The 24,880-nt window shown below is 64.5% G+C and carries 26 protein-coding genes; 11 read left to right on the top strand and 15 right to left on the bottom strand.

The window, feature by feature from the left end; translation table 11 throughout:
• Position 1 precedes the first annotated feature (1 nt).
• From NCS02_RS06240 to tsaB, 4 genes are read right to left on the bottom strand one after another with little or no spacing between them, the layout of a single operon-like run.
• Positions 2-985: a DUF1853 family protein gene (locus tag NCS02_RS06240; protein WP_250519411.1), complete on the bottom strand. Its 984-nt coding sequence runs from the start codon at positions 983-985 to the stop codon at positions 2-4.
• The gene (locus tag NCS02_RS06235) at positions 985-1,878 is read right to left on the bottom strand and encodes a uracil-DNA glycosylase (protein ID WP_250434551.1); all 894 of its coding nucleotides are present in this window, start codon (positions 1,876-1,878) and stop codon (positions 985-987) included. Before NCS02_RS06235 ends, NCS02_RS06240 begins: the two co-directional genes overlap by 1 nt.
• Positions 1,865-2,359, bottom strand: coding sequence for a ribosomal protein S18-alanine N-acetyltransferase (gene rimI / locus NCS02_RS06230; protein WP_008350138.1), 495 nt, complete (start codon positions 2,357-2,359; stop codon positions 1,865-1,867). Before rimI ends, NCS02_RS06235 begins: the two co-directional genes overlap by 14 nt.
• Entirely contained in the window at positions 2,356-3,135 is a 780-nt protein-coding gene (tsaB, locus tag NCS02_RS06225; RefSeq protein ID WP_244808014.1) for a tRNA (adenosine(37)-N6)-threonylcarbamoyltransferase complex dimerization subunit type 1 TsaB, read from the bottom strand. Before tsaB ends, rimI begins: the two co-directional genes overlap by 4 nt.
• 178 nt (positions 3,136-3,313) lie before the next feature.
• Between tsaB and NCS02_RS06220 the strand changes: the two genes are divergently transcribed.
• From NCS02_RS06220 to aceA, 3 genes are all read left to right on the top strand, one after another.
• Positions 3,314-3,583, top strand: a complete 270-nt coding sequence (locus NCS02_RS06220; protein ID WP_008350142.1) for an acyl-CoA-binding protein — start codon at positions 3,314-3,316, stop codon at positions 3,581-3,583.
• A 474-nt stretch (positions 3,584-4,057) separates the two neighbouring features.
• Positions 4,058-5,722, top strand: coding sequence for a DEAD/DEAH box helicase (locus NCS02_RS06215; protein WP_250519409.1), 1,665 nt, complete (start codon positions 4,058-4,060; stop codon positions 5,720-5,722).
• Between the two features lie 374 nt (positions 5,723-6,096).
• On the top strand, positions 6,097-7,404 hold the full coding sequence (gene aceA / locus NCS02_RS06210; RefSeq protein WP_250519408.1) for an isocitrate lyase: 1,308 nt from the start codon (positions 6,097-6,099) through the stop codon (positions 7,402-7,404).
• Between the two features lie 86 nt (positions 7,405-7,490).
• Here aceA and NCS02_RS06205 read toward each other — a convergent pair whose 3' ends face one another.
• Positions 7,491-7,925, bottom strand: a complete 435-nt coding sequence (locus NCS02_RS06205) for a universal stress protein (RefSeq protein ID WP_008350148.1) — start codon at positions 7,923-7,925, stop codon at positions 7,491-7,493.
• A 132-nt stretch (positions 7,926-8,057) separates the two neighbouring features.
• Positions 8,058-8,960 (bottom strand): LysR family transcriptional regulator, encoded by a 903-nt coding sequence (locus NCS02_RS06200; RefSeq protein ID WP_034472020.1) that lies wholly within the window; start codon positions 8,958-8,960, stop codon positions 8,058-8,060.
• Between the two features lie 138 nt (positions 8,961-9,098).
• Between NCS02_RS06200 and NCS02_RS06195 the strand changes: the two genes are divergently transcribed.
• From NCS02_RS06195 to NCS02_RS06185, 3 genes are all read left to right on the top strand, one after another.
• Positions 9,099-9,938 (top strand): haloacid dehalogenase type II, encoded by an 840-nt coding sequence (locus NCS02_RS06195; protein WP_250522946.1) that lies wholly within the window; start codon positions 9,099-9,101, stop codon positions 9,936-9,938.
• Positions 9,939-9,956: 18 nt separating this feature from the next.
• Positions 9,957-11,567, top strand: coding sequence for a malate synthase A (aceB, locus tag NCS02_RS06190; protein ID WP_250519406.1), 1,611 nt, complete (start codon positions 9,957-9,959; stop codon positions 11,565-11,567).
• A 153-nt stretch (positions 11,568-11,720) separates the two neighbouring features.
• The gene (locus NCS02_RS06185) at positions 11,721-11,981 is read left to right on the top strand and encodes a hypothetical protein (protein WP_008350156.1); all 261 of its coding nucleotides are present in this window, start codon (positions 11,721-11,723) and stop codon (positions 11,979-11,981) included.
• A 17-nt stretch (positions 11,982-11,998) separates the two neighbouring features.
• Here NCS02_RS06185 and NCS02_RS06180 read toward each other — a convergent pair whose 3' ends face one another.
• Positions 11,999-12,289 (bottom strand): putative quinol monooxygenase, encoded by a 291-nt coding sequence (locus tag NCS02_RS06180; protein ID WP_008350158.1) that lies wholly within the window; start codon positions 12,287-12,289, stop codon positions 11,999-12,001.
• A gap of 460 nt (positions 12,290-12,749) precedes the next feature.
• Positions 12,750-13,958 (bottom strand): NlpB/DapX family lipoprotein, encoded by a 1,209-nt coding sequence (gene bamC / locus NCS02_RS06175; protein WP_034472024.1) that lies wholly within the window; start codon positions 13,956-13,958, stop codon positions 12,750-12,752.
• Positions 13,959-14,373: 415 nt separating this feature from the next.
• Between bamC and NCS02_RS06170 the strand changes: the two genes are divergently transcribed.
• Positions 14,374-14,835, top strand: coding sequence for a DUF2844 domain-containing protein (locus NCS02_RS06170; RefSeq protein WP_250519404.1), 462 nt, complete (start codon positions 14,374-14,376; stop codon positions 14,833-14,835).
• A 10-nt stretch (positions 14,836-14,845) separates the two neighbouring features.
• Positions 14,846-16,132, top strand: a complete 1,287-nt coding sequence (locus tag NCS02_RS06165) for a DUF3443 domain-containing protein (RefSeq protein WP_250519403.1) — start codon at positions 14,846-14,848, stop codon at positions 16,130-16,132.
• Between the two features lie 64 nt (positions 16,133-16,196).
• Here NCS02_RS06165 and pcaC read toward each other — a convergent pair whose 3' ends face one another.
• The 6 genes from pcaC to NCS02_RS06135 are packed head-to-tail and all read right to left on the bottom strand — an operon-like array spanning position 16,197 to position 21,349.
• Positions 16,197-16,580 (bottom strand): 4-carboxymuconolactone decarboxylase, encoded by a 384-nt coding sequence (pcaC, locus tag NCS02_RS06160; protein ID WP_008350165.1) that lies wholly within the window; start codon positions 16,578-16,580, stop codon positions 16,197-16,199.
• Between the two features lie 2 nt (positions 16,581-16,582).
• Positions 16,583-17,371, bottom strand: a complete 789-nt coding sequence (gene pcaD / locus NCS02_RS06155) for a 3-oxoadipate enol-lactonase (protein ID WP_250519402.1) — start codon at positions 17,369-17,371, stop codon at positions 16,583-16,585.
• Between the two features lie 27 nt (positions 17,372-17,398).
• A complete protein-coding gene (locus NCS02_RS06150) occupies positions 17,399-18,754 on the bottom strand; it encodes a 3-carboxy-cis,cis-muconate cycloisomerase (protein WP_250518147.1) in 1,356 nt (451 codons plus the stop codon).
• 4 nt (positions 18,755-18,758) lie between these two features.
• Positions 18,759-19,961 carry a 3-oxoadipyl-CoA thiolase gene (gene pcaF, locus NCS02_RS06145; RefSeq protein ID WP_175979962.1) on the bottom strand — a complete coding sequence of 401 codons (1,203 nt, stop codon included), beginning with the start codon at positions 19,959-19,961 and terminating at the stop codon, positions 18,759-18,761.
• A gap of 22 nt (positions 19,962-19,983) precedes the next feature.
• A complete protein-coding gene (locus NCS02_RS06140; protein ID WP_034472035.1) occupies positions 19,984-20,640 on the bottom strand; it encodes a 3-oxoacid CoA-transferase subunit B in 657 nt (218 codons plus the stop codon).
• A gap of 16 nt (positions 20,641-20,656) precedes the next feature.
• A complete protein-coding gene (locus tag NCS02_RS06135; RefSeq protein WP_008350174.1) occupies positions 20,657-21,349 on the bottom strand; it encodes a 3-oxoacid CoA-transferase subunit A in 693 nt (230 codons plus the stop codon).
• Positions 21,350-21,560: 211 nt separating this feature from the next.
• Here NCS02_RS06135 and NCS02_RS06130 point away from each other — a divergent pair, with 211 nt between their 5' ends.
• Both NCS02_RS06130 and NCS02_RS06125 read left to right on the top strand, forming a co-directional pair.
• Positions 21,561-22,379, top strand: coding sequence for an IclR family transcriptional regulator (locus NCS02_RS06130; protein WP_250519401.1), 819 nt, complete (start codon positions 21,561-21,563; stop codon positions 22,377-22,379).
• A gap of 34 nt (positions 22,380-22,413) precedes the next feature.
• Complete coding sequence (locus tag NCS02_RS06125) at positions 22,414-23,337, top strand: LysR family transcriptional regulator (protein ID WP_008350178.1); 924 nt, start codon at positions 22,414-22,416, stop codon at positions 23,335-23,337.
• A 3-nt stretch (positions 23,338-23,340) separates the two neighbouring features.
• On the opposite strand, the gene NCS02_RS06120 is transcribed toward NCS02_RS06125, so the two are convergent.
• Positions 23,341-23,757, bottom strand: coding sequence for a DoxX family protein (locus tag NCS02_RS06120; RefSeq protein WP_250519400.1), 417 nt, complete (start codon positions 23,755-23,757; stop codon positions 23,341-23,343).
• A 103-nt stretch (positions 23,758-23,860) separates the two neighbouring features.
• Here NCS02_RS06120 and NCS02_RS06115 point away from each other — a divergent pair, with 103 nt between their 5' ends.
• Positions 23,861-24,751 carry a LysR family transcriptional regulator gene (locus tag NCS02_RS06115; RefSeq protein WP_250434526.1) on the top strand — a complete coding sequence of 297 codons (891 nt, stop codon included), beginning with the start codon at positions 23,861-23,863 and terminating at the stop codon, positions 24,749-24,751.
• The last annotated feature ends 129 nt before the right edge of the window (positions 24,752-24,880 follow it).

Genomic DNA, 24,880 nt, shown 5'->3' with positions numbered 1-24,880 from the left:
ATCAGTCCGCCGACGCGGCGAACGCCCGCGCGCGCTCCGGCCAGTCGTCCGGCACGATGAAGCCTCGCGATTCCTCCACGAAATTTCCCGCTTCGTCGCGCGCGTAGGCGGCAACCATCGTCGGCGCGATCGTGCCTTCGAGACGCGCGCGAATCGCGTCCGATTCCGCGATCAGCGTTTCGGCGGAATCCGCATCGAGCCGCCGCGACGCGAGCCACGCCATGCGCGGCTGCACGACCCACGCGCGCTCATCGTCCGACGCATTCGAGCGCGCGTCGCGCCATTCCGACGCCGTCAGCCACCATCCGCGCAGATGGTGCTCCCCTATTTCGCGCGCGGGCACGACCTCGTCGCCGCCGTGCCCGTGATAGAAAAGCCGGCCTTTGATGAACAACTGCGCCTGCCACGGACCGTCGAAGCCGAGCAACGCGAACTCGGCGCGCCGCGTCAGCGCCAGTTGATGCGTGAGAAGCCGCTCGTGCTTGATATCGAAGCGATCCTGCAGATTCGGCCCGACGTAGTTCGACAGACGCGCCGCGCGCGCCGCATCGCCGTCGCTATCGTCGATATGCAGGTAGAACTTCACCGCCAGCTCCCAGTGCAGCCGCGCGCCATCCGCCGATTCGAGCAGGAAATCGCATTCGCCGATGGTGCGCCGCTGTTGCCGCAACGGCACGTTCGCCGCGATGAGGCGCGCCGCCGGACCGTGCGCGAGAAAAAAGCGGATGAGGCTCTCGGCGTAGATGCCGAGGCGCGTGAACTTCGGATCGCGCGCGTGATCGTGCAGCGGCTGCGGCGCGGCATCGAGCGCCTTCAGCCACACGAGCGTCGCGTCGCGCTCCGCTGTCGACGCGAACGGATGCGCGAGCGCGGCGTCGCCTTCGCGCAGCAGATCGGGAGCGAACAGAAGCCAGGCGAGATCGCGAACCGTGACGTCGCCGAAACGATCGACGAGACGCGTGAGATCGCTCGCCCGGGCCGTCATCAGACGCCGCCCTTCTCTGCTCCTTGCTCGACGCCGAGCGCGGCGAGCGCCTCGCGATACGTATTGCGCGCGAGGCAGAGATCGGCCCACGCCTTCGACTTGTCCTGCAGGCTGCGCAGCAGATAAGCCGGGTGATACGTGACGACCACCGGCACGCCACGATACTCGTGCACGCGTCCGCGCATCGATGCGATGCTCGCCTCGTTCTTCAGCAGACTCTGCGCGGCGAAGCGTCCCATCGCGACGATGACCTTCGGCTTCACGAGTTCGACCTGCCGTTGCAGATACGGCTCGCAGCGCGCGACTTCGTCGAGCTCGGGATTGCGGTTGCCGGGCGGCCGGCACTTGATGACATTCGCGATATAGACGTTCGTCTGCCGCGACAGCGTGAGCGCGCGCAGCATGTTGTCGAGCAGCTTGCCCGCCTGGCCGACGAACGGCTCGCCTTGCTTGTCCTCGTTCTCGCCCGGCGCTTCGCCGATCAGCATCCAGTCGGCTTCGCGATCGCCGACGCCGAAGACCGTGTTCGTGCGGCGCTCGCACAGACGGCAGCGCTCGCAGGTCGCGACGCGTTCGGCGAGCGCATCCCAGCCGAGCGTGTGGATGTCGCTCGGGGCTTCCGCGGTGGCGGGCTCGACATGGAGCGGCGTTTCGTCGGTCCAGGGGAGATCGTCGTAGGCGTCGAGCGGCGGCGCGTCGGATTCGGGCTGTGCGGACTGGAGCGGCTTCGGCTCCGGCCGCATGTCGACGACGACGGGCGCGGGTGCTTCCGCCATCGTGGCGATCGCTTCAGGCGTGCGCTCTTCCTCGACCTTCGGCGCGGGCGCAAGCCCACGCCGTACCCAGACCGGCCCGATTCCCAACTCTTCGATCAGCATTTCATCGAGCGCCATGCGCAGTCTCCTCCGTAAACGACAGACGCATGACGATTGCGTCCTCGCGCGAGCGATGCCGCGCGGGGTAATAGTTCTTGCGGCGTCCGATGGCCGCGAAGCCAAAACGCTCGTAGAGCTGGATCGCGCGCGGATTGGACGGCCGCACTTCGAGCAGCACGCCTTCGAGCTTCTCCGCGCGCGTGATGCGGACCGCTTCGCGCAGAAGCGTCAGACCCGCCCCCGCCCGCTGCGCAGACGGTGCGACGCACAGATTGAGCAGATGCATCTCGTCGACGACGGGCATCAGCACGCAATAGCCGATCAGCGTGCCGGTCACATGGCGCAGACACACGCCGAAATAGCCATTGCGCAGCGAATCCTGAAAATTGCCGCGGCTCCACGGAAACTCGTAGGCGAGCTTTTCGACCGCGGCGACTTCGTCGAGGTCCGCTTCCGTCATCGGTGTGAGATACCGATCGGCCAGCAGCACGCCGCTCACCGAAGCGCCTCCTCGCGAGCCTGCATGCGTTCGGCCGTCGTCTGGGCGACCTTGTCGCGCACATATTCGGGCGCGGCGTGTTCGGGTGCGACCGCGCGCCCAGCCCGCCAGTCCCGCAAGCCGATGAGCGCGACCGGCAACGCGTGCGGCAGTGCTTCGCGATCGACACGCGCGGCGGCGGCGAGCGCCGGCAGACGATCGCCGAATGCGGACGCGGCGTTGCCCGCGAGCGCGAACGGCACGTCGGGCAGAGGCAGCGCGCCGGGCGCATCGAGCGCGGCCGGATGCAGCGTGCGCCAGTCGCCGGCGGCGGCATCGAATTCGAAATCGGCCCAGTACGCTTCATCCATGCGGGCGTCCAGCGCCGCTAGCACGCGCGCCGGGATCGACGGATCGTTCAGGCGCGCGTGCTCCGCGCAGGCGAGCAGCGTGCCCACCGGCACGACCGGCACGTTCAAACCGAACGCCAGGCCTTGCGCCACGCCTGTCGCCGTGCGCAAGCCGGTGAAGGAGCCCGGGCCCGCGCCGAATGCGATCGCCGCGCAGTCGGCGAGCGCGAGCCCGGCGTCGGCGAAAAGCTCGCGCACGGCCGGCAAAAGGCGCGTGCTCGACACGGCGCCGGTCGCCTCGTGGCGAAACCACACGCGCGTGTCGCCGTTCACGTATTGAGGCGCGGCGGAGTTCGGAGTGGCGGCGAAAGCGCTGTCGGCGAGCAGGAGCGCGACGGAGCAAAATTCCGTCGAGGTGTCGAGGGCGAGCAAAACGGTGCGTGTCATAGCCGGTATTGTAATGCGGGACATGCGCCGGATTCGCGTGATCGGCGATACGCGGTCGATCCAATTCGCGTCCGCAAGGCGCCTGGAAGGCGTCCTCGGTTGGAGGAAAGCCTCGACCGGGCTCGCGCGTCTCGCTTGCTAAGATCGTCCGGTCCATCTCGATAACAACGGAGAACGCATGACCGACATCGATCAGCAATTCGCCCAAGCCCAGTCTGACGTCACTCAACTGCCCGAGCGTCCCGGCAATCTCACGCTGTTGCGGCTTTATGCGCTTTTCAAGCAGGCGAGCATCGGCGACGTGCAAGGCGAAAAGCCGGGCTTCACGGATATCGCCGGCAAATACAAATACGAAGCGTGGGCCGCGCTGCAAGGCACGCCCGCCGACGACGCCAAGGCACGCTACGTCGAACTCGTCGAATCGCTCAAGCGGGGCGAGGCGGCCTGAAGTTCCGGCCGGCGTCGGCCAGTTCCAGCGGACCGGCCGCGCCGTCCGATGCCCGAAGATGGCGCGGCGATGCGTCAAAATGTGGCGCAGTGCAGCAAATTCCGATATACTAGCGGTCAGCGCTCGATTGCGGGTGGCGAGCCTTCCGGCAAGTCCCACGCAGCAAGGCGCTTCGTAGCGTTTCGCTCCAATCCAGTTTAGAAACTGTCCCCTTCCTGCCAGGCCTTTGCGTCGCATTTGCGCGCAGCACGTTTCTCGGCCCGTCATGCATCAGGCTGACGTCAGCGCCCGTCGTTCTCTTCGGAACGATCGAGCCTGCCGTATCCGATACAGCTTCTAACAAAGATACTCGCCGCACGTTCGCGCGAGTAGCCTACGTTTTTCGATTTGCTCGCTGTTTCTTCGCTCGCTGAATCCAACGACCTGGGTATGCCGATTGGCGCCGACGCCTTATTCCTCGTTTCAAGGATCGACATGACTTCGAGCTTCACCGCTAGCCCGTTGGACAATCTCGCAGCAAACATTGGCATCACCCCCTCGGCCGATACCCCGACCACCGACGCACCCGCCGACAAGCCCGCCGGCCCCACTTTCGAATCGCTCGGCCTTTCCGCCGACATCGTGTCCGCGCTGACCGCTGCGGGCTACGAATCCCCGACGCCCGTGCAGCAGCGCGCGATTCCCGCCGCGCTCGCCGGCCGCGATCTGCTCGTCTCCAGCCCGACCGGTTCGGGCAAGACGGCCGCGTTCATGCTGCCCGCCATCGAAAAATTCGCGCAACTGCAAAAGCTGGAAGCGCAACAGCCGCGCGCGCCGCGCGACCCGAACGCAGCGCGTGGCCGCCGTCCGCAGCCGATCGCGCGCCCGAAGCTGCTCGTGCTCACGCCGACGCGCGAACTCGCGATGCAGGTTTCCACCGCCGCGACCACGTACGGCAAGCATCTGCGCCGCCTGCGCACCGTCAGCATTCTGGGCGGTGTCGCGTACGGCCAGCAGCTCATGCTCCTCGCGAAGAACCCTGAGATTCTCGTCGCGACGCCGGGCCGCCTGATCGACCATCTGGAACGCGGCCGCATCGACCTGTCGGAACTCAACATGCTCGTGCTCGACGAAGCCGATCGCATGCTCGACATGGGCTTCATCGAAGACATCGAGACGATCGTCGACGCGACGCCCGCCTCGCGTCAGACGCTGCTCTTCTCCGCGACCATCGACAGCAAGATCACGTCGCTGACCGGCCGGCTGCTGAAGGATCCGGAGCGCATCGAGATCGTCCAGAAGCTCGAAGCGAAGAGCAACATCGCGCAGACCGTGCATTACGTCGATGACCGCGATCACAAGGACCGCTTGCTCGATCATCTGCTGCGCGGCGAAGGCCTGGATCAGGCGATCGTATTCACGGCGACGAAGAGCGACGCGGATCTGATCGCCAACCGTCTCGCCGACGCGGGCTTCGAGTCCGCCGCGCTGCACGGCGATCTGCCGCAAGGCGCGCGCAACCGGACGATCCGCGCGCTGCGCGAGCGCCGCGTGCGCGTGCTGGTCGCGACCGACGTCGCCGCGCGCGGCATCGACATTCCGGGTATCACGCACGTCTTCAACTATGACCTGCCGAAGTTCGCGGAAGACTACGTGCACCGTATCGGCCGTACCGGCCGTGCTGGCCGCAGCGGCACGGCGGTGAGCCTCGTGCACTACGCCGAAATGGGCGCGTTGAAGCGCATCGAGCGTTTCGTGCGCGCGCCGCTGCCGGTGAACGTCGTCGCAGGCTTCGAACCGCGCAAGGCGCCGCCGAAGGGTGGTTTCGGCGGCGGCCGTGGCCGTCCGGGCGGTAACGGCGGTGGCCGTCGCTTCGGTGGCAATGGCGGCGGCAGCAGCAGTGGCCGTGGTTACGGTCCGGGCAACGCCGGCGGTTATGGCAACAAGTCGAATGCAGGTTCTCGCGAAGGCGGTTATCGCGATGGCGGCGGTTATCGCGATGGCGGCGGTTATCGCGGCGGCAACAGCGATGGCGGCTACCGTGGCGGCAACAGCGACGGCGGCTATCGCGGTGGCAATCGCGAAGGCGGCTACGGCTCGCGCGACGGCTACAGCGCACGCCGTAACGACGGCCCGCGCGCCCCGCGCCGCGGCAGCTAAGCTGCTTGCGGGAAGCGGTTCCTGATACCGCTTCCCCGTTGCGAAAAGAAAAACCGATGCCTCGTGCATCGGTTTTTTTTCGCCCCGTCGCCATATTTCACCATGCGCAATGCTCTTTTGCGTCGCAAAAGCGGTGCTGCGCGGCACAAAACCGGCGGTTGCAAGATAGAAAACGCCGTTCCGCAATACGATATTCCGATCGTATCTCGTTGATTTTTAACAAGGAAAATAAACCCGAAATCTCTGTCAGAGAGGTGTTTCGGAAAATCGCATTAGCCTAGACTCTTATATAAGAGTTGAGCAAACGCAGAACGCCGATTCGGCGCCGCTCATGCGATTCAGGAACATCAGTCCAGTCTCAAGGGAGATTCGCCATGACCTCACGTCAACAACAAGCCCAGCAACTCCAGCAGCAATGGGAAACCGATCCGCGCTGGAAGGGCATCAAGCGCGGCTACTCGGCGGATGACGTCGTGCGTCTGCGCGGCTCGGTGCAGCCGGAGCACACGCTCGCGCGACGCGGCGCCGAACGGCTGTGGGCATCGATCAACGACGAGCCGTTCGTCAACGCGCTCGGCGCGCTGACCGGCAATCAGGCGATGCAGCAGGTCAAGGCCGGCCTCAAGGCGATCTATCTGTCGGGCTGGCAAGTGGCGGGAGATGCCAACGTCGCGGGTGAAATGTATCCCGACCAGTCGCTGTATCCGGCGAATTCGGTGCCGCTCGTCGTGAAGCGCATCAACAACACGCTCACCCGCGCCGATCAGATTCAATGGTCGGAAGGCAAGAATCCAGGCGATGAAGGCTATATCGATTACTTCGCGCCGATCGTCGCCGATGCCGAAGCGGGTTTCGGCGGCGTGCTGAACGCGTTCGAACTCATGAAGGCGATGATCGAAGCCGGCGCCGCGGGCGTGCACTTCGAGGACCAACTGGCGTCGGTCAAGAAATGCGGTCACATGGGCGGCAAGGTGCTCGTGCCGACGCGCGAGAATGTGGCGAAGCTGTCGGCCGCGCGGCTGGCCGCGGACGTGTGCGGCGTGCCGACGTTGCTCATCGCCCGCACGGACGCCGAAGCCGCCGATCTCGTCACGTCCGACATCGACGACAACGACAAGCCGTTCCTCACCGGCGAGCGCACGGTGGAAGGCTTCTTCCGCACGAAGCCGGGTCTCGCGCAGGCAGTTTCGCGCGGCCTCGCCTACGCGCCCTACGCCGATCTCGTCTGGTGCGAAACGGGCAAGCCGGATCTCGAATACGCGAAGAAGTTCGCCGAGGCGATCCACAAGGCATTCCCCGGCAAGATGCTGTCGTACAACTGCTCGCCGTCGTTCAACTGGAAGAAGAATCTGGACGACGCGACCATCGCCAAGTTTCAGCGCGAACTGGGCGCGATGGGCTACAAGTTCCAGTTCATCACGCTGGCCGGCTTCCACGCGCTGAACTACTCGATGTTCAACCTCGCGCACGGCTACGCCCGTTCGCAGATGAGCGCGTTCGTCGAATTGCAGCAGGCCGAATTCGCCGCCGCCGACCAGGGCTTCACGGCCGTCAAGCACCAGCGCGAAGTGGGCACCGGCTACTTCGACGCGGTCACGCAGACGGTCGAGAAGGAAGCATCGACGACCGCTCTGCACGGCTCGACCGAAGACGAGCAGTTCTTCGACAAGAAGGTCGCGTAATACGGCTTCAGCAGGCGAATCAGGGAGAGTGGTGAAAAGAAGCGGCGTCCCGGCGCGCGCAGCCACGCGCCGGGGAACGCCGCTCGCTAGCGATACACGATTACCGGAATCTTCGTATGCGTCAGGACGCGCTGCGTTTCGCTGCCGATCAGCAGACTGCCGAGACCGCGCCGTCCGTGCGACGCCATCAGGATCACGTCGCAACCATTTTGCTCCGCCGCCTCGATGATGCCGATATACGGCGCGGCATCGATGCTCGTCACGCTCGTGCAGGGCACGCCGGCGCTTTCCGCGGCGCGCTCGACCGCGCGCAGATGTTCGCGTGCTTCGTTCTCGGCGCGGGCGTGAAAATCGTCGGGCGGCTCGACGGCGACATCGGCGAATGGCGAATACGGATACTGAGGCAGGCACGCGTAAGCCGTGATGCGCGCACCGACGGATTGCGCAAGATCGATCGCGCCGTCGATGGCCTTTTGCGATAGCTCCGAGCCGTCGGTCGGCACGAGGATGTGTTTGAACATGGCGTCCTCCCCCGTCAGTTGATGGTGCGTGATTCCATTGTAGTAACGGGCGCCGGCGCAGAGCAATTTCGATGTACCCGCGCGGCGATGCGACGCCGCGCATAGGATTCCGAAGCTTTCACCGGCTCGCAGTCAACCCCAATATCCCGTCGCGTTATAGGTATGTTTGAGCAAATCGAGAAACAATCGCACGCGCAACGGCAGATGCCGCCTTTGCGGAAACACCGCGTGAATGCCGATCGGCGGCGCGGCGTACGCATCGAGCACGCTGACGAGGCGGCCAGCGTCGATGTCATCGCCGACTTCCCACCACGAGCGCCACGCGAGACCGCGGCCTTCGAGACACCATTCGTGCAGCACGGCGCCGTCGGAGCATTCCATCGTGCCGGAAACCTTGATCGTGACAACCTTGCCGTCCTGCTCGAACACCCAGCCACGCTGCTGATTCGCCGACGCGCCGAGTGCCAGGCAATTGTGATGCGCGAGCGCGGCGAGATCGGCGGGCTCGCCACGTTTTTCCAGATACTCCGGCGACGCGACACACACGCGTCGGTTCTCCCCGAGCTTCAAGGAGACCAGCGACGAATCCGGCAACTCGCCGAGACGCACGGCGCAATCGAAGCCTTCGTTGACGAGATCGACCATGCGGTCGGTCAGATCGAGACTCACGGAAACGTCCGGATGCAAGGTCGTGAACTTCGGCACGAGCGGCGCGACGTGACGCCGTCCGAAGCCCGCCGGCGCCGAGACGCGCAAATGCCCGCTCGCCTTCACGCCGCCCGCCGACACGCTCGCCTCCGCGTTCTGCATGTCGTTGATGATGCGCTGGCAGTCCTCGAGAAACGCGGAGCCTTCGAAGGTCAGCGTGATTCGGCGCGTCGTACGCACGAGCAGCTTCACGCCGAGCCGCTCTTCGAGCGCATCCAGCCTGCGTCCGATGACGGCCGGCGCGATGCCCTCCGCCTGTGCCGCCGCCGACAGGCTGCCCTTCGCCGCGACCGAAGCGAAGGTTTCTATCTGCTTGAATCGATCCATGCGCGTTCGTCGTCAATATCGGTGTTGAACCACAGATTAGGTAAGTAAAAGTAAAAGATCAAGTGATGCTGCGGTGCTTTTTCCATCACTTAGATCACGAATACAATCGATTCCGACCTCTAAACGGAGCGCAAGGCTATGTCGGCCATAACGACACACGCATCGTCCAGCGAATTTTCCCGCGAGTTGTCCAAGCTCCCCCGCGCAGTCATCTTCGACGCTTACGGCACGCTTTTCGACGTCCACTCGGTCGTCGCGGCGGCCGAGCAGCTCTTTCCCGGCCACGGCGACGCACTCTCGAAGCTCTGGCGCCGCAAGCAGATCGAGTACACGCAACTGCGCACGCTCGCCGATCCGTCGGGCGCGCACTACGAGCCGTTCTGGACAGTCACGATCGATGCGCTGCGCCACGCGGCTGCACGCCTGAACCTCGCCGATGCGCTCACGAGCGCCGCCGAGAAGCGCCTGATGGACGAATACGCGTGCCTTTCCGCGTTCCCCGACACGCTGCCCGCGCTCAGATCGTTGCGCGACGGCCTCGCCATTCCGCTCGCGATTTTGTCGAACGGCAATCCGCCGATGCTCGACATCGCCGTGAAAAGCGCCGGCATGAGCGGCCTCTTCGATTACGTTCTGTCGGTCGATGCAGCGCGCGCCTACCAGCCCGCGCCCGCCGCCTACGCGCTCGGCACCCGAGCCTTCGACGCCAGCGCGCGCGACATCGTATTCGCGTCGAGCAACGGCTGGAATGTCGCCGGCGCAACATGGTTCGGCTACACGACTTTCTGGATCAACCGCGCCGCGCTGCCGCCCGAGGAACTGGGCGTCGCGCCGCACGGCAGCGGCTGCGGCATGGCCGATCTCATCGCTTTCATCGAAGGCGGCGCGACGCGCGCCGTCGCCAACTCTCGCCGGATCACGCAGCCGAAAAGCAGGCAGCGCAACGCTTCACGCACAACCACCAGCAAAACCGTCTGACCGACCAAGGAGAAAACCATGACGCATCCATCGAATCCGCTTTCGCTTCCGAAAGGCATGGCCATCTCAGCCGATATCAAGCCCGGCTACGAGACCATCCTGACGCCCGAAGCGCTCGCGTTCGTCGCGTCGCTGCATCGCCAGTTCGAGCCGCGCCGCAAGCAATTGCTCGCGGCGCGCGTCGAGCGCACGAAGCGTCTCGATGCGGGCGAGCGCCCGAGCTTCCTCGAAGAAACGAAATCGATCCGCGAAGGCGACTGGAAGGTCGCGCCGCTGCCGGCAGATCTTCAATGCCGTCGCGTCGAGATCACCGGTCCGGTCGAGCGCAAGATGATCATCAACGCGCTCAACTCCGGCGCGGATTCCTACATGACCGACTTCGAGGATTCGAATGCGCCGAACTGGGACAACCAGATCGTCGGCCAGGTCAATCTGAAGGAAGCCGTGCGCCGTACGATTTCGCTCGAACAGAACGGCAAGTCGTACAAGCTCAACGACAAGATCGCGACGCTGATCGTGCGTCCGCGCGGCTGGCATCTCGACGAAAAGCACGTCACCGTCGATAGCGAGCGCGTGTCGGGCGGCATCTTCGATTTCGCGCTCTTCCTGTTTCACAACGCGAAGGAGTTGATCGCGCGCGGCAGCGGTCCGTACTTCTATCTGCCGAAGATGGAAAGCCATCTCGAAGCGCGTCTGTGGAACGACATTTTCGTCGCGGCGCAGGAGGCCATCGGCATCCCGCGCGGCACGATTCGCGCGACGGTGCTCGTCGAAACGATTCTCGCCGCGTTCGAGATGGACGAAATCCTGTACGAGCTGCGCGAGCATAGCTCGGGTCTCAACGCGGGCCGCTGGGATTACATCTTCTCGGCGATCAAGAAGTTCAAGAACGACACGGACTTCTGCCTCGCCGACCGCGCGAAGATCACGATGACGTCGCCCTTCATGCGCGCCTATGCGCTCGAACTTTTGAAGACATGCCACAAACGCAATGCGCCGGCGATCGGCGGCATGTCGGCGCTGATTCCGATCAAGAACGATCCGGCCGCGAACGACAAAGCGATGGGCGGCGTGCGCTCCGACAAGGCGCGCGACGCCTCCGACGGCTACGACGGTGGCTGGGTCGCGCATCCGGGCCTCGTGCCGGTCGCGATGGAAGAGTTCGTGAAGGTGCTCGGCGACAAGCCCAACCAGATCGACAAGCAGCGCACCGACGTGCAGGTGACGGCGCACGATCTGCTCGACTTCCGTCCGGAAGAGCCGATCACCGAAGCGGGCTTGCGCAACAACGTGAACGTCGGCGTCCACTATCTCGGTTCGTGGCTCGCGGGCAATGGCTGCGTGCCGATCCACAATCTGATGGAAGACGCCGCGACCGCCGAAATCTCGCGCTCGCAGGTGTGGCAATGGATCCGCTCGCCGAAGGGCAAGCTCGACGACGGCCGCAAGGTCACGGCATCGATGGTGCGCGAGATCACCATCGACGAACTGGAGAAGGTGAAGCAGGCGGTCAGCGCGTCGGGCGCGGACACGAAGCCCTACGAACGCGCGGCGAAGATCTTCGAGGAAATGTCGACTTCGGCGCACTTCACCGAGTTTCTGACGCTGCCGCTGTACGAGGAAATTTGAGCGTTTCGTGCCGTCTCGCGCACGAACGGAAAACGGCCTTCGGGCCGTTTTTTCGTCTGGCACGCCGCATGGATCGCGCACGGCGTGTGCTACATTGCGCATCGTCTTTTCAACGATTCAACCGTGGAGCGCACTCATCGTGCGAACGACAGCATGAGCAATATCCAGCTCGATATCGAATGGACCGAAGCGGCATCGCGCAAGATCGAAAAACTGATGCCGCGCAACGCGAACAAGGACTCGTATCTGGCGCTGCCGCCCGTCGAATGCCTGCCGATGGAAGGCGACGTGCTGTTCCTCGGACCGTCCGGCAAGCAGCAGCCGTTCATCGTCGCGGAGCGCCAGTATCATCACGACGGCGACGCCGACTGGACCATCATCCTGATCCTCGACGTCCCGCAAGAAACGCATTAAAAGCGCTGTCCGGTCCGTCAGAGAATCTTGCTCGCGACACGGACTTCGCCGTGCTCGCACAAGTCCGGCGATTTGGCGCGGAACGTCTGGATGTGCGCCGTTTCGCCGTGCTTCGCGAGCGCGGCCTCGCTCTCCCAGCGCTCGACGAAGATAAAGCGCCGCGGCTCCTTCAGGTCGCGGTGCAAGTCGTATTGCAGCGCACCCGCCTCCTTGCGCGTCGGCTCGACGTTCGCTTCCAGCACTTCCCTCAGTTCCTCTTCCTTGCCCGGTTTGGCAACAAAGATCGCGACGACGGCAACTTCCGACATGAGCTTCTCCTTTCTTACTTGAACGATGGAAGCACGAGCATAACCGCGCATCGCGCATGTCGCCGAAAACGCCCGATCTGCAAGCCAAAGAAAAAGCCCGCGTTCCAAGAGAAACGCGGGCAAAAACCGTCGCCCTACGAGGATAGGCGACGGGGCCATCGGGGTTCGCGCAGCGCGAACCAATCGTCTGTTTGTCAGGTACAACGTGCGTGATACGCGCGCTTCGTGGAACTTCCGGCGGGTGATTTACGCCACTGATGCAATGTACTGTCCGGGCGTTCATTTCTATAAGCTTTTGCGCACATTTCCCGATAGAAAGAATTGTCTGCGCAATATTTACGCGTCGCTCGCATTTCCGTGCGCGCTGAAAAAATCGTTTGCGCGCCCGGCGGCGGCATCGACGGCGCAAAAAAACCGCCTCGCGAAGGAGGCGGTTTCTGCGGATCGGCGCGGAAAACGATCAGCTGATCTGGTCGGCGAGCAGCGCCATGATCTGGCGAGCTTGCGGCGACGAATCGACTTCGCCCTTGTCGTCGACGATCGCCACGCGCGTTTGCTGCTCGGTGACGGCGCGCACGTTGACCTGATACTGCTTCGCCTTCATTTCCTTGCGGCCGTGGAACACCTGGCTCCAGAAGCCTTGTTCCGCCGACGACTTGTCCGTCGGATCGACGTAGCGCACGTAATAGACGCCCTTGCTGCGGTCGCGGTCGTCCACCGTGAAGTTGGCGCGATCGAGCGCGATGCCCACGCGCAACCACGCGCGGTCGTACGCTTCCGGCAAGGTCAGTTGCGACGATGCGGCCTCGGGCACGACTTCGTTGCGGATCGGCGAATTGCCCGCGTACGCGGCGTTCTGCGCCGCGACCGACGCCGCCTTCGCATCGCCGCCCTTCGCGGCTTGCGCGCCCGCAGCACCGGCGGCCGGGGCGTCGAGCGGCGTTGCGCCGCCGGAAGCCGCCCGCTGGTCGGCCAGTGAGAGCGAGGACATCAGGCGCTTGAGGTATTCGTTCTCGAGCGCGGGATCGTTCGGGCGGGCCTGCCACTGGCTCGTGTCATTGTTCACGCCGGTCAGCGCCTCGCGCATGCCCTTCTGGCTGATGAACACATACGTGCCGCCGTTCGGCGCCGCTTCGAGACGCGTGCGGTACTTGTTGCGCTCGGCCGTGACATACGAGTTGCCCGTTGCCTTGGCGAGCGTGTCGCGGATCAGGCCGTCGGAAATCTGCGGATGGGTTTCGTTCCAGTCCGTTTCCATCACGCCCTTGTCGCGCTGATCGACGACGAGCAGAAAGCCCTGCTCCTGCCAGAAACGGCGGACCTGCGGCCACACCTGATCGGGCGTCTTGCCATCGACGACGAGCCAGCGCTCGGTGCCGTCGCGCTGAACGCGCATGCCCGACACCGGCGGAACCACCGTGGGCGCGTTCGGTGCGACTTTCTGAATCTGCTGCAGATCGGACAGCGATGCCTGCCCGCCCTGCGGCGGCAATGAACGCTGATCGGCCGCTTCGTCGAGCAGGTTCGGCGGCACGGCGAGAGACACCTGTTTCGAACGCTGATCGCTCTTGTAGTTGAACGCGTTGGGATTGGACGAGCCACATCCCGCCACGATTCCGGCCACCGCGAAAAGCGCAGCCATCCGCTTCGTTACACGAAAATCTGTCATTTGGAGAAGTCCTTCCGCTACGCCACGGGCGTTCTTCCGTGGATCAACCCGTTATTTTACCGGTCCGCCGTGCGCCGTGACAAAAAAGAGGTCACGACGGCTTCCGGCAAGGCTGCGCAGCGCGCCCATTAAACGTTGCCTTTCAATGACGAAAGCAGACTACGCGCAGCCAAAAGGCGCGCCTCAAACTTCCATTTAAGCCGCTCCGCATCGAATTGACAATTTATGACAATCGCGAAAAGCGGCAACTCGGCTTTTCGATCTGCGTAACCTTTTGATTCATAGCGACTTCTTTTTCTCCTACGCGCATCCGCCCGTTTCGCGCGGAAACATCGACGTGTATCAGTTTTTTCTGACTTCCTCCTAAAATCGCATCTCGAAAATAAGAAGAGTCCTAATTAACGGAGAGAACGTCATGAGAAAAATCAGAATTCCTCACTACGCGACCGCGTGCCTGACCATTCTGGCGATCGGCGCGTCGGCTAATGCCCACGCGCAGCTCGGTGCCGCCGGGCGCGCGTCGAGCGCATCGCAGGGCGATGTCGTGCATCAGGCGCAGAGCGGCCTCGTGAAATTCCACGAAACGACCGATGCCGACGGCATCGTCGTGCGTGAGTATGTCGATTCGAGCGGCACGGTGTACGCGGTGTCCTGGCGCGGCCCGGCGATGCCGGACGTCCGCACGCTGCTCGGCAGCCATTTCGAGACGTTCAGGCAAGGCGCGAGCGCGTCGGTCGGCGATGCGGGTCTGCATGCGGCGCATGTCGCCGCGGGCGATCTCGTCGTCGAAAATCGCATGCGGCTGCGCGAATACATCGGCCGCGCATGGCTTGCGAGCGCCCTGCCGCCGGGCGTGAGCGCAACGGACATTCAGTAAGAGGCCCGCCATGAACCCACGCGCCCTTCTCTCGATCGCCGCACTCGGCACTTGCGTTCTGCTTCACGCCTGCGGCGGCGGCGGAGGTTCGGACGGCGGCACGAACGGCAGCGCCGCCGCGTCGCCTCACCAGGCCAGCGCCCCCCAGACGGCCAGCGCCGCGACGCCCGCGAGCGCGGCGTCGTCCCCATCCACCGGCACGACCGTCGCGCAATCGACGACGCCCAACGTCCAGATCATCCATGTTTCCAGCACGCCGACCAACACGCGCAACATGCTGCAAACCAGCGTGACGATCTGCGTGCCGGGCACGGACACATGCCAGACCATCGACGACATTCAGGTCGATACCGGCTCGCACGGCTTGAGAGTGCTGGCGTCCGCACTCAGTCCGTCGATCGCGTTGCCGCTCGTCGCGGGCGGCAGCCAGAGCGCGATCATCGCGGAATGCGCCGTGTTCGGCTCAGGCTATACGTGGGGCGCGGTCCGCACGGCCGATATCCGGCTCGCGAGCCAGGTCGCGCGCTCGACTTCCGTGCAACTGATCGCCGACTCCGCCGCAGGCAACGCGGCGCAGGACTGCGGCCAGTCCGGCCTGCCGATGCTCTCCGCGTCGAGCCTGCGCGGCAACGGCATCCTCGGCGTCGGACCGTTCACCGCCGACTGCGGCGCGGGATGCGCGACCTCGGCGATGCCGCGCTGGTACTACAGCTGCATCTCGGGCAACTGCACCGCGAGCAAGCTGGCGGTCGCGCAGCAGGTGACCAATCCGGTCGCGAACTTCGCGTCGGACAACAACGGTGTGCTGATCGAGCTGCCCGACCTGCCGGATAGCGGCGCATCGGCGGTCACGGGGACGATGACCTTCGGCATCGGCTCGCAGTCGAACAATCTGCTCGGCTCGGCCACGGTGCTCAAGGCGAGTTCGCTGTCCGGCTACGTCACGACGGATTTCGGCGGCAGCCAGTACGGTTCGAGCTTCATCGATAGCGGATCGAACGGCGTCTTCTTCCCGTCGGCGACGCTCGCGAAGTGCGGCGCGTGGTATTGCCCGTCGACGCCGACGACGATCGCCGCGACGATCCGTTCGTCGAGCGGCGCGCAGAGCGCGGTGAGCTTCACCATCGCGCAATCGACGACCTTGTTCGGCACCGGCCACTTCGCCTTCGACAATCTCGCCGGCTCCGCGAGCGGCTTCTTCGACTGGGGCTTGCCTTTCTTCTACGGACGGCGCGTGTTCACGGCGCTCGCAGGACGCCCGACGCCCGCAGGACCGGGACCGTTCTACGCGTTCTGAGTCCGCAAACGAAAAAACCGTCTCCGGTTTCCCGGAGACGGTTTTTATCGGTTCCGCGTCGCGACTACGCCTTGCTCTCTTCGTCGAAGATTTTCTGCGCGAGGTGGAACGCCGAATTCGCCGCCGGCACGCCGCAGTAGACCGCCGTTTGCAACAGCACTTCCTTGATCTCGTCTTGCGTGACGCCGTTGTTCTTCGCGGCGCGCAAGTGCAGTGCGAGTTCTTCGCTGCGGTTGAGCGCGACCATCATCGCGATCGTGATGAGGCTGCGCGTGTGACGCGGCAGGCCGTCGCGCGTCCAGATTTCGCCCCACGCATAGCGCGTGATGAAGTTCTGGAATTCGGTCGTCAGCTCGGTGCGGTTTGCAAGCGAGCGGTCGACGTGCGCGTCGGACAGCACCGCGCGGCGCACTTTCATTCCGGCTTCGTAACGTTCGTCGTCGGTCATCTTTATTCTCCGAGGAAGTCGAGGACGGCGCGCGTGTAGTCGTCGCGCTTTTCGATGTTCGACAGATGCGCCGCGTCCAGTTCGACGTAGCGCGAGCCGCCGATATAACCCGCGAGCTCGCGGCCCTGCTCGGCCGTCGTCGACAGATCGTGCGTGCCCGCAATCACAAGCACGGGCAATGCGATGGTCTTCGCTTCGTCGCGCAGGTCGGCGTCGCGGATCGCCTCGCAGTTCGACGCGTAGCCGTCGCCGTTGGTGTGGCGAAACACGTCGCGGATATTCGCGAGTTCGAGCTGCTCACGCTCGATGAAGGGCGCGGTAAACCAGCGCGCGATCACGGCGTCGGTCAGCGCGGGCATGCCGCCCGGCTCGCGCGCTTTCGCGGCGCGCGGCGTCCACACGGCGTCCGAGCCGATCAGCGCGGCGGTGTTCGACAACACCACGCGCGAGAAGCGCTCCGGATGACGCGCCGCCAGCCCGATGCCGGTCAGCCCGCCCATCGACAGGCCGCAGTAGTTCGCGCGCTCGATTTTCAGATGATCCATCAGGCCGATCACGTCGCCGATCAGCTGATCGATCGTGTACGAGCCCGGCGGCACGTCCGAATGACCGTGGCCGCGCGTGTCGTAGCGCACGACGCGATAGCGCGCGGCGAACGCCTCGATGTTCGGCGTCCACATCGAGACATCGGCGCCGAGCGAATTCGACAGCACGAGCCACGGCGCGTTGTCGCCCGCCGTCGCGTCGATGCGATAGTGAATCCGTGTTCCGTTGACTTCGGCAAGAGGCATGTTTTTACCGCTCCTGTGTGTTCCTGCTTATTTCGAGTGAGCGTTCGCGATGGCGGCATCGACGAACGCCTGCGCCTGTCCGACGTAATTCGCCGGATCGAGCAGCGATTTCAGTTGATCCTGCGAAACATGACGCGTGACGGTTTCGTTCGAGCAGAGTTCGTCGAAGAGCGACGTGCCGTTCGCCACCGACGCCTTCGACGCGCCTTCGACGAGCTTGTGCGCGTCGAGCCTGCCGATTGCGTCGCCGAGCGCGAGCATCACCGCTTCGCCGAGAATCAGTCCGTTGGTCACGTCGAGATTGCGTGCGAGCCGTTCGACATTGACTTCCATCGACGGAACGATGCCCACGATGTTCGACAACGCGCCCGCCGTCAGACGCGCGAGATCGGGCAGCGCTTCCCATTCGGCCTGCCAGCCGCCGAGCGCGCGCTCGTGCTCCTGCACCATGCCCGCGAAGATCGTCGCGACGAGATTCGGCGCGCGCGTCGCGGCGGTCAGAACGGCCGCGCAGCCGACTGGATTGCGCTTGTGCGGCATCGTCGACGATCCGCCCTTGCCTGCGGCCGCCGGTTCGGCGACTTCTCCGAGCTCGGTCTGCATCATCAGCGAGACATCGCGCGCGATCTTGCCCAGCGTGCCCGTCAGCATGCCGAGAAACGACGCGGTTTCCGCGATGCGATCGCGCTGCGTGTGCCACGGCAACGCGGGAAGCGCCAGCTTCAGGTCCTGCGCAAGCGATGCCGCGACCGGCAAGGCCTTGTCGCGCAGACTCGCGAGCGTGCCCGCCGCGCCGCCGAATTGCAGCACGAGCGCGCGCGACCTCAGTTCGCCGAGGCGCTCGCGATGACGCGTCACTGCATCGAGCCATTGCGCGAACTTCAGGCCGAGCGTGATCGGCAGGGCCTGCTGAAGCCAGGTGCGGCCGATCATCGGCGTGTTTTTGTGGGCTTGCGCCTGCGTGGCGAGCGCATCGGAGAGCGAGCGCAGATCCGCATCGATCAGATCGAGAAACGCGCGCAATTGCAGCACGACGCCCGTATCGATGATGTCCTGACTCGTCGCGCCCCAATGCACGTACTTGGCTGCTTCGGCGTCGCGCGCCTTCACGACGGCCGTCAGTTGCTTGACGAGCGGAATCGCGAGATTGCCGCCCGCCGCGGCGCCGGTCATCAGCGCATCGGCGTCGATGTTATCGGCATCGCAGGCGGCGACGATCGCATCCACCGCGCCCGACGGAATCACGCCATGCAGCGCGGATGCGCGCGCGAGCGCGGCTTCGACATCGAGCATGGCCTGCACGGTCGCGCGCGGCGACCAGATCTCATTCGCGGCGGCGTTGCCGCAAATGAGATCGGTCAAACGTCCGGTCGATGAAAACATGTGATCAGACGCGCTCGATGATCATCGCGATGCCTTGGCCGACGCCAATGCACATCGTGCAAAGCGCGTAACGTCCGCCCGTGCGATGCAACTGGTAGCTCGCGGTCGTGACGAGCCGCGCGCCGGACGCGCCCAGCGGATGGCCGAGCGCGATCGCACCGCCGTTCGGATTGACGCGGGGATCGTCATCGGCGACGCCGAGCATGCGCAGCGTCGCCAAACCTTGGGACGCGAACGCTTCGTTCAGCTCGATCACGTCCATCTGGTCGATGGTCATGCCGAGACGCGCAAGCAGCTTCTGCGAGGCCGGACCTGGACCGATGCCCATCACGCGCGGCGGCACGCCGGCCGTGGCCAAGCCCAGAATGCGCGCGCGCGGCGTGAGGCCGTTGCGCTTCGCGCTTTCCTCGTCGGCTATCAGCATCGCGACCGCGCCGTCGTTCACGCCCGACGCGTTGCCCGCCGTCACCGAGCCGTCCGGACGCACGACGCCCTTCAGTTTCGCGAGCGCTTCGAGGCTCGTTTCGCGCGGATGCTCGTCCTTGTCGACGACGAGCGCATCGCCCTTTTTCTGCGGAATCGTCACCGCGACGATTTCCTGCGCCAGCGTGCCGTCCTTTTGCGCGCGCGCCGCCTTCTGCTGCGAGCGCAGCGCGAACGCGTCCTGATCGGCGCGGCTGATCTTGTAGTCGTCCGCGACGTTTTCGGCGGTTTCCGGCATCGAATCGACGCCGTACTGCTTCTTCATCAGCGGATTGATGAAGCGCCAGCCGATGGTCGTATCGTGGATTTCTGCGGAACGCGAGAACGCGCTCGTCGCCTTGCCCATCACGAACGGCGCGCGGCTCATGCTTTCGACGCCGCCCGCGATCATCAGGCTCGTCTCGCCCGCCTTGATCGCGCGGGCCGCGACGCCGATCGCGTCCATGCCCGAGCCGCACAGGCGATTGACCGTCGAGCCCGGCGTGCCGACCGGCAAACCGGCCAGCAGCGCCGACATGCGCGCGACGTTGCGGTTGTCTTCGCCCGCCTGATTCGCGCAGCCGTAGATCACTTCGTCGATGGCTTCCCAGTCCACTTCCTTGTTGCGCTCGACCAGCGCGCGCAGCGGCACGGCGCCGAGATCGTCGGCGCGCACGGAGGACAGCGAACCGCCGTAACGACCGATCGGAGTGCGGATGGCATCACATACGAAAGCTTCTTTCATCTTCAATGTCTCCAGAATTCTCTCAGGCTGCTTCGGTCAGCGGCGCGAATTGCAGCGGCACCTGGGCCAGCTTCCGCAACTCTTCGAACGACAGGCCGTCGACGATTTCGCGCACGACGAAGCCTTCCGGCGTCACGTCGAACACGGCGAGATCCGTGTACACGCGATTCACGCATGCCACGCCCGTCACCGGATACGTGCAGGCGTCGACCAGCTTGCTCTCGCCCTGCTTGGTGAGCAGTTCCATCATCACGTAGACCTGCTTCGCGCCGATCGCGAGATCCATCGCGCCGCCGACAGCCGGAATCGCGTCGGGCGCGCCGGTGTGCCAGTTCGCGAGATCGCCCGTCGCGGAAACCTGGAAGGCGCCGAGCACGCAGAAGTCGAGATGGCCGCCGCGCATCATCGCGAACGAATCGGCGTGATGGAAAAACGCGCCGCCGGTCAGCAACGTGACGTGCTGCTTGCCTGCGTTGATGAGTTCGTCGTCTTCCTCGCCTTTGGCGGGCGCCGGGCCCATGCCGAGCAGGCCGTTTTCGCTGTGCAGGAAGATCTCGCGGTCCGCCGCGAGATGATTGGCGACGAGCGTCGGCACGCCGATGCCCAGGTTCACGTACGCGCCTTCGGGAATGTCCGCGGCCACGCGCTTGGCCATTTCGTCACGAGTGAGTTTCTTCATGGCTTTTCGTCCTTCCTTAAGCGGCGAGTTCGGCTTGATGCACGGCTTGCGGTACTTCGACGACGCGCTGCACGAAAATGCCCGGCGTCACGATGTTTTCGGGGTCCAGCTCGCCGAGCGCGACGACCTTCGAGACCTGCACGATGGCCGTTTTCGCGGCGCTCGCCATGATCGGACCGAAGTTGCGCGCAGTTTTACGATAGACCAGATTGCCCCAGCGATCGCCCTTATATGCCTTCACGAGCGCGAAATCCGCGTGCAGCGGCGCTTCGAGCACGTAGTGCCGGCCGTCGATCACGCGCGTTTCCTTGCCTTCGGCGAGCTTCGTGCCGTAGCCCGTCGGCGTGAAAAATCCGCCGATGCCCGCGCCCGCCGCGCGGATGCGTTCCGCCAGATTGCCCTGCGGCACGAGTTCCAGCTCGATTTCGCCCGCGCGATAGAGCGCGTCGAACACATGCGAGTCCGTCTGACGCGGGAACGAGCAGATGATCTTGCGCACGCGCTTCGCCTTCAGCAGCGCGGCCAGTCCCGTGTCGCCGTTGCCGGCGTTGTTGTTGACGATCGTGAGCCCGCGCGCGCCCTGCTCGATGAGCGCGTCGATCAGCTCGGACGGCATGCCCGCCGTGCCGAAACCGCCGATCATGATGGTCGCGCCGTCGTGGACGTCGGCGACGGCCGAGGCGAGCGAATCGAAAATCTTGTTGATCATTGCCGTTCCTGTCTGTCTCGAACTGGGGTTTACCTGCTCGTCAGCACACTTGCGCTGAAATGTTCGTCATGCGAACATGGATTCGTTTAGCGAACATCGGCATGTTAGTCCCGCATTCGTTGTCGTGTCAACGAAGCATGCGCGAAGTGGGGGTTTTCACCGAGCTCGAACTTCGCGTCGACCGTCCGTTCGCGCTTTCATCACACGCCTTATGAAGAATTCAGCCACGCTCAATCCGGATGCCGAGCCGCAAGACGCGCAGGCGCGCCCCGGCGATGCCTACGTGCAGTCGTTCGCGCGCGGGCTCGCTGTCATCCGCTCGTTCGATGCGAACCGCCCCGCGCAGACGCTGACGGATGTCGCGGCGGCCACCGGCCTTACGCGCGCCGGCGCGCGCCGCATCCTTCTGACGCTGCAGGCGCTCGGGTATGTCGAGGCCGACGGGCGTCTCTTTCAGTTGACGCCGAAGATTCTCGACCTCGGCTTCGCCTATCTGACGTCGATGCCCTTCTGGAATCTGGCCGAACCGGTAATGGAAGATCTCGTCGAGCAAGTGCACGAAAGCTGCTCGGCGGCCGTGCTGAACGGCGCGGAAATCGTCTATGTGCTGCGCGTGCCGACGCACAAGATCATCACGCAGAATCTGTCGATCGGCAGCCGTCTGCCTGCGTTCTGCACGTCGATGGGCCGCGTCCTGCTCGCCGCGCTCGACGAAGTGCGCCTCGACGAAGCGCTCGATGCGAGTTCGCTCGTCGCGCGCACGCCGCGCACGATCGTCGACAAGGGCGCGCTCAAGGAAGCCATCGCCGCGGTCCGCCGCCAGGGCTGGGCAATCGTCGATCAGGAACTGGAGGAAGGACTGATTTCGATGTCCGCGCCGATCCGCGACCGGCAAGGCCGCGTGATCGCGGCGCTGAACATCAGCGGCAACGCGCAGCGCAAGAACGCAAAGCAGATGGTGAAGGCGTTTCTCGAACCGCTGCAGGAAGCGGCGCAGCGCGTGTCGGACATGGTCGCGCGGCGCGGATGACGCCGTATCGACGCGAGGAGACGGCGGTTCCGAAATGAACGATCTCGATCTCAACCTGATTCCGTACCTCGTCGCCATCGAGGAGACGCGCAACGTGAGCCGCGCCGCCGAGCGGCTCGGGGTGAGTCAGCCGCGCGTGTCGACCGCGCTCGCACGTCTGCGCGAGTACTTCAACGATCCGCTCTTCGTGCGCACCTCGCGCGGCATGGAGCCGACGCCGCGCACCATCGCGCTCGTGCCCGCGGCGCGCGAGGCGCTGGCGCGCATCGAACGCGGCCTGCTCGACCGGCAGCACTTCGATCCTTCGACGAGCGCGGAGACGTTTTCGATCGCGCTTTCCGATGTCGGCGAGATCGTCTTTCTGCCGCGCCTCTTGCAGGCCTTCGCGAAGGAAGCGCCGAACGCGAATCTGCGCTCGGTGTCGGCGTCGCATGGTGATGTGGAGCGCGGGCTTGAAGCCGGCGATATCGATCTGGCGGTCGGCTACTTTCCGGACTTGCGCGGCAACAACTTCTTTCAGCAGCGGCTTTTCTCGCACCGGTTCATCTGTCTGATGCGGCGCGATCATCCGTTCGCGAACCAGCCGCTCACGCTCGAACGCTTCATGGAATGCGGCCACGCGGTCGTGCGCGCGGAAGGCCGCAGCCAGGAAGTGCTGGAGAATTATCTCGACAAGGAACGCGTGCGCCGGCGCGCGGTGCTCGAAACGCCGCACTTCATGAGCCTGCCGTTCATCCTGTCGCGCACCGATCTGATCGCGACGGTGCCGCATGCGATCGGCTTCGCGTATGTCGCCGAGCATGCGTCGATCACGCTCGCCGAGCCGCCGCTCGCGTTGCCCCGCTTCGATCTGAAGCAGCACTGGCATCGCAAGTTTCACAACGATGCGCGCACGATGTGGCTGCGCGGCATCGTCGCTTCGCTCTTCAACGACGAGCTAGACGAGTGGCCGAAGTGATGCTCAACGTCGCCCGTCGATGCTCCACGCGCCCGGCCCCGCCGCCGCGATGAACAAATAGATGAACGACAGCAGCACGGCCGGCTCGCCCTGATTCAATAGCGGCAGCAGGAAGTTTCCTTTCGGCGCGTGCCCGATGAAGTACGCGAACGCCAGTTCGCCCGACAACACGAACGCCGCCGCCCGCGTGAACAGGCCGATCAGCACGAGCACGCCGCCGATCAATTCGATGACGCCCGCCACGCCGAGCAGCGAGACGAGCGGCAGACCGTCGAACATCGCGATGTGCGGAACATGGAACAGCTTCGCGCTCGCATGCGTGAGCAGCAGATACGAAGCGACGATGCGCAGCAGCGCGTGAGCGTAGACGGCGAGCGCCGACGCGTTGGCCGCGGATGGTCCAGTGTGTGTCGCAGACATCGCAAAACTCCAGTGAAGGTAGGTTGCCTGCAGTTTAGGCAGACATCGTCGGTCGATAAATCCGGCTAACATTAGCGTTTTGTTTCCCGGCAGGAAATGATCGATGGATGCTCTCACCAGCTTGCGCGTGTTCCGCGAAGTCGTCGAGGCCGGCAGCTTCGTGAAGGCTGCTGAACGGCTCGACATTTCGACCGCGATGACGAGCAAGCACGTCGCCAATCTAGAGCGCCAGCTCGGCGTGCGTCTCCTGAACCGCACGACGCGTCACCTGAGTCTCACGGAAGCCGGCAACGTCTACTACGAGCAATGCAGCGAGGCGCTCGACATCCTGCAGGCCGCGCAAGCCGCCGTCGGCGTGCAGACGGCGGAGCCGCAAGGCGTGCTCAAGGTCACGGCGCCAGGCTGGTTCGCCAATCGCACCTTCGCGGATCTGCTTGTCGCGTATCAGGCGCGCTATCCGGGCGTGCTCGTCGATCTGCGGCTGGAGAATCGCTTCGTCGATCTCGTCGAGGAAGGCTACGACATGGCGATCCGCGCCACGTCGGAGCCTTCGCCCTCGCTGATCGTCAGGCCGCTGTGCAAGATGCCGTTCGTGCTCGCGGGTTCGCGCGCGTATCTCGAACAGCACGGCAAGCTGCGTCATCCGGATGATGTCGCGCGTCATCGCTTCGTGTTGCCGACCTACACGAATATCGATTCCGTCACGTTGACGGGCCCGGACGGCGCGTTTACCGTGAAGAACCAGGCGGTGCTCAAGACCAACGATACGTCGATGGCGCTACAGCTCGTGCGCGCCGGACTCGGGCTCGCATACTTTCCGGCGTGGATCGTCGAGCCGGAATTGGCGTCGGGCTCGCTCGTGCGCGTGCTGCCGAGCTATTCGGCGTTCGCGCCGTCCGTGTATGCGGTGTACACGAGCCGCAAATACATGACGACGAAGGTGCGGACGTTCATCGATTTCCTGTCGGAGTCGCTGGCCGATCGGCCAATCTGATTAGGATTACTCTTATTTTTGCGTCGAGACTTGCGTGTAATCATCGCGCTCGCTTCCGGAAGCGGGCGCTCCAGACGCAACATAAATCCATCTTGCGCGCCGCCGGGATCGTCCCTTCTACCCATACGC

Source organism: Caballeronia sp. NCF2 (assembly GCF_023631205.1).
Taxonomy (GTDB): domain Bacteria; phylum Pseudomonadota; class Gammaproteobacteria; order Burkholderiales; family Burkholderiaceae; genus Caballeronia; species Caballeronia zhejiangensis.
Note: the sequence above shows the minus strand (reverse complement) of the source record. Positions and strands in the feature narration are given on the sequence as shown.

Excerpts from the sequence above, each read along its gene's own strand:
- NCS02_RS06195 (WP_250522946.1), top strand. The coding sequence starts at position 9,099 with ATGTCGGCCATAACGACACACGCATCGTCCAGCGAATTTTCCCGCGAG.
- NCS02_RS06200 (WP_034472020.1), bottom strand. The coding sequence starts at position 8,960 with ATGGATCGATTCAAGCAGATAGAAACCTTCGCTTCGGTCGCGGCGAAG.
- NCS02_RS06135 (WP_008350174.1), bottom strand. The coding sequence starts at position 21,349 with ATGATCAACAAGATTTTCGATTCGCTCGCCTCGGCCGTCGCCGACGTC.
- NCS02_RS06125 (WP_008350178.1), top strand. The coding sequence starts at position 22,414 with ATGAACGATCTCGATCTCAACCTGATTCCGTACCTCGTCGCCATCGAG.
- bamC (WP_034472024.1), bottom strand. The coding sequence starts at position 13,958 with ATGACAGATTTTCGTGTAACGAAGCGGATGGCTGCGCTTTTCGCGGTG.
- aceA (WP_250519408.1), top strand. The coding sequence starts at position 6,097 with ATGACCTCACGTCAACAACAAGCCCAGCAACTCCAGCAGCAATGGGAA.
- NCS02_RS06180 (WP_008350158.1), bottom strand. The coding sequence starts at position 12,289 with ATGTCGGAAGTTGCCGTCGTCGCGATCTTTGTTGCCAAACCGGGCAAG.
- pcaC (WP_008350165.1), bottom strand. The coding sequence starts at position 16,580 with ATGACCGACGACGAACGTTACGAAGCCGGAATGAAAGTGCGCCGCGCG.
- NCS02_RS06240 (WP_250519411.1), bottom strand. The coding sequence starts at position 985 with ATGACGGCCCGGGCGAGCGATCTCACGCGTCTCGTCGATCGTTTCGGC.
- NCS02_RS06115 (WP_250434526.1), top strand. The coding sequence starts at position 23,861 with ATGGATGCTCTCACCAGCTTGCGCGTGTTCCGCGAAGTCGTCGAGGCC.
- NCS02_RS06185 (WP_008350156.1), top strand. The coding sequence starts at position 11,721 with ATGAGCAATATCCAGCTCGATATCGAATGGACCGAAGCGGCATCGCGC.
- NCS02_RS06120 (WP_250519400.1), bottom strand. The coding sequence starts at position 23,757 with ATGTCTGCGACACACACTGGACCATCCGCGGCCAACGCGTCGGCGCTC.
- NCS02_RS06150 (WP_250518147.1), bottom strand. The coding sequence starts at position 18,754 with ATGTTTTCATCGACCGGACGTTTGACCGATCTCATTTGCGGCAACGCC.
- aceB (WP_250519406.1), top strand. The coding sequence starts at position 9,957 with ATGACGCATCCATCGAATCCGCTTTCGCTTCCGAAAGGCATGGCCATC.
- pcaD (WP_250519402.1), bottom strand. The coding sequence starts at position 17,371 with ATGCCTCTTGCCGAAGTCAACGGAACACGGATTCACTATCGCATCGAC.
- NCS02_RS06220 (WP_008350142.1), top strand. The coding sequence starts at position 3,314 with ATGACCGACATCGATCAGCAATTCGCCCAAGCCCAGTCTGACGTCACT.
- NCS02_RS06215 (WP_250519409.1), top strand. The coding sequence starts at position 4,058 with ATGACTTCGAGCTTCACCGCTAGCCCGTTGGACAATCTCGCAGCAAAC.
- NCS02_RS06165 (WP_250519403.1), top strand. The coding sequence starts at position 14,846 with ATGAACCCACGCGCCCTTCTCTCGATCGCCGCACTCGGCACTTGCGTT.
- NCS02_RS06235 (WP_250434551.1), bottom strand. The coding sequence starts at position 1,878 with ATGGCGCTCGATGAAATGCTGATCGAAGAGTTGGGAATCGGGCCGGTC.
- pcaF (WP_175979962.1), bottom strand. The coding sequence starts at position 19,961 with ATGAAAGAAGCTTTCGTATGTGATGCCATCCGCACTCCGATCGGTCGT.
- NCS02_RS06205 (WP_008350148.1), bottom strand. The coding sequence starts at position 7,925 with ATGTTCAAACACATCCTCGTGCCGACCGACGGCTCGGAGCTATCGCAA.
- NCS02_RS06130 (WP_250519401.1), top strand. The coding sequence starts at position 21,561 with ATGAAGAATTCAGCCACGCTCAATCCGGATGCCGAGCCGCAAGACGCG.
- tsaB (WP_244808014.1), bottom strand. The coding sequence starts at position 3,135 with ATGACACGCACCGTTTTGCTCGCCCTCGACACCTCGACGGAATTTTGC.
- NCS02_RS06140 (WP_034472035.1), bottom strand. The coding sequence starts at position 20,640 with ATGAAGAAACTCACTCGTGACGAAATGGCCAAGCGCGTGGCCGCGGAC.
- NCS02_RS06170 (WP_250519404.1), top strand. The coding sequence starts at position 14,374 with ATGAGAAAAATCAGAATTCCTCACTACGCGACCGCGTGCCTGACCATT.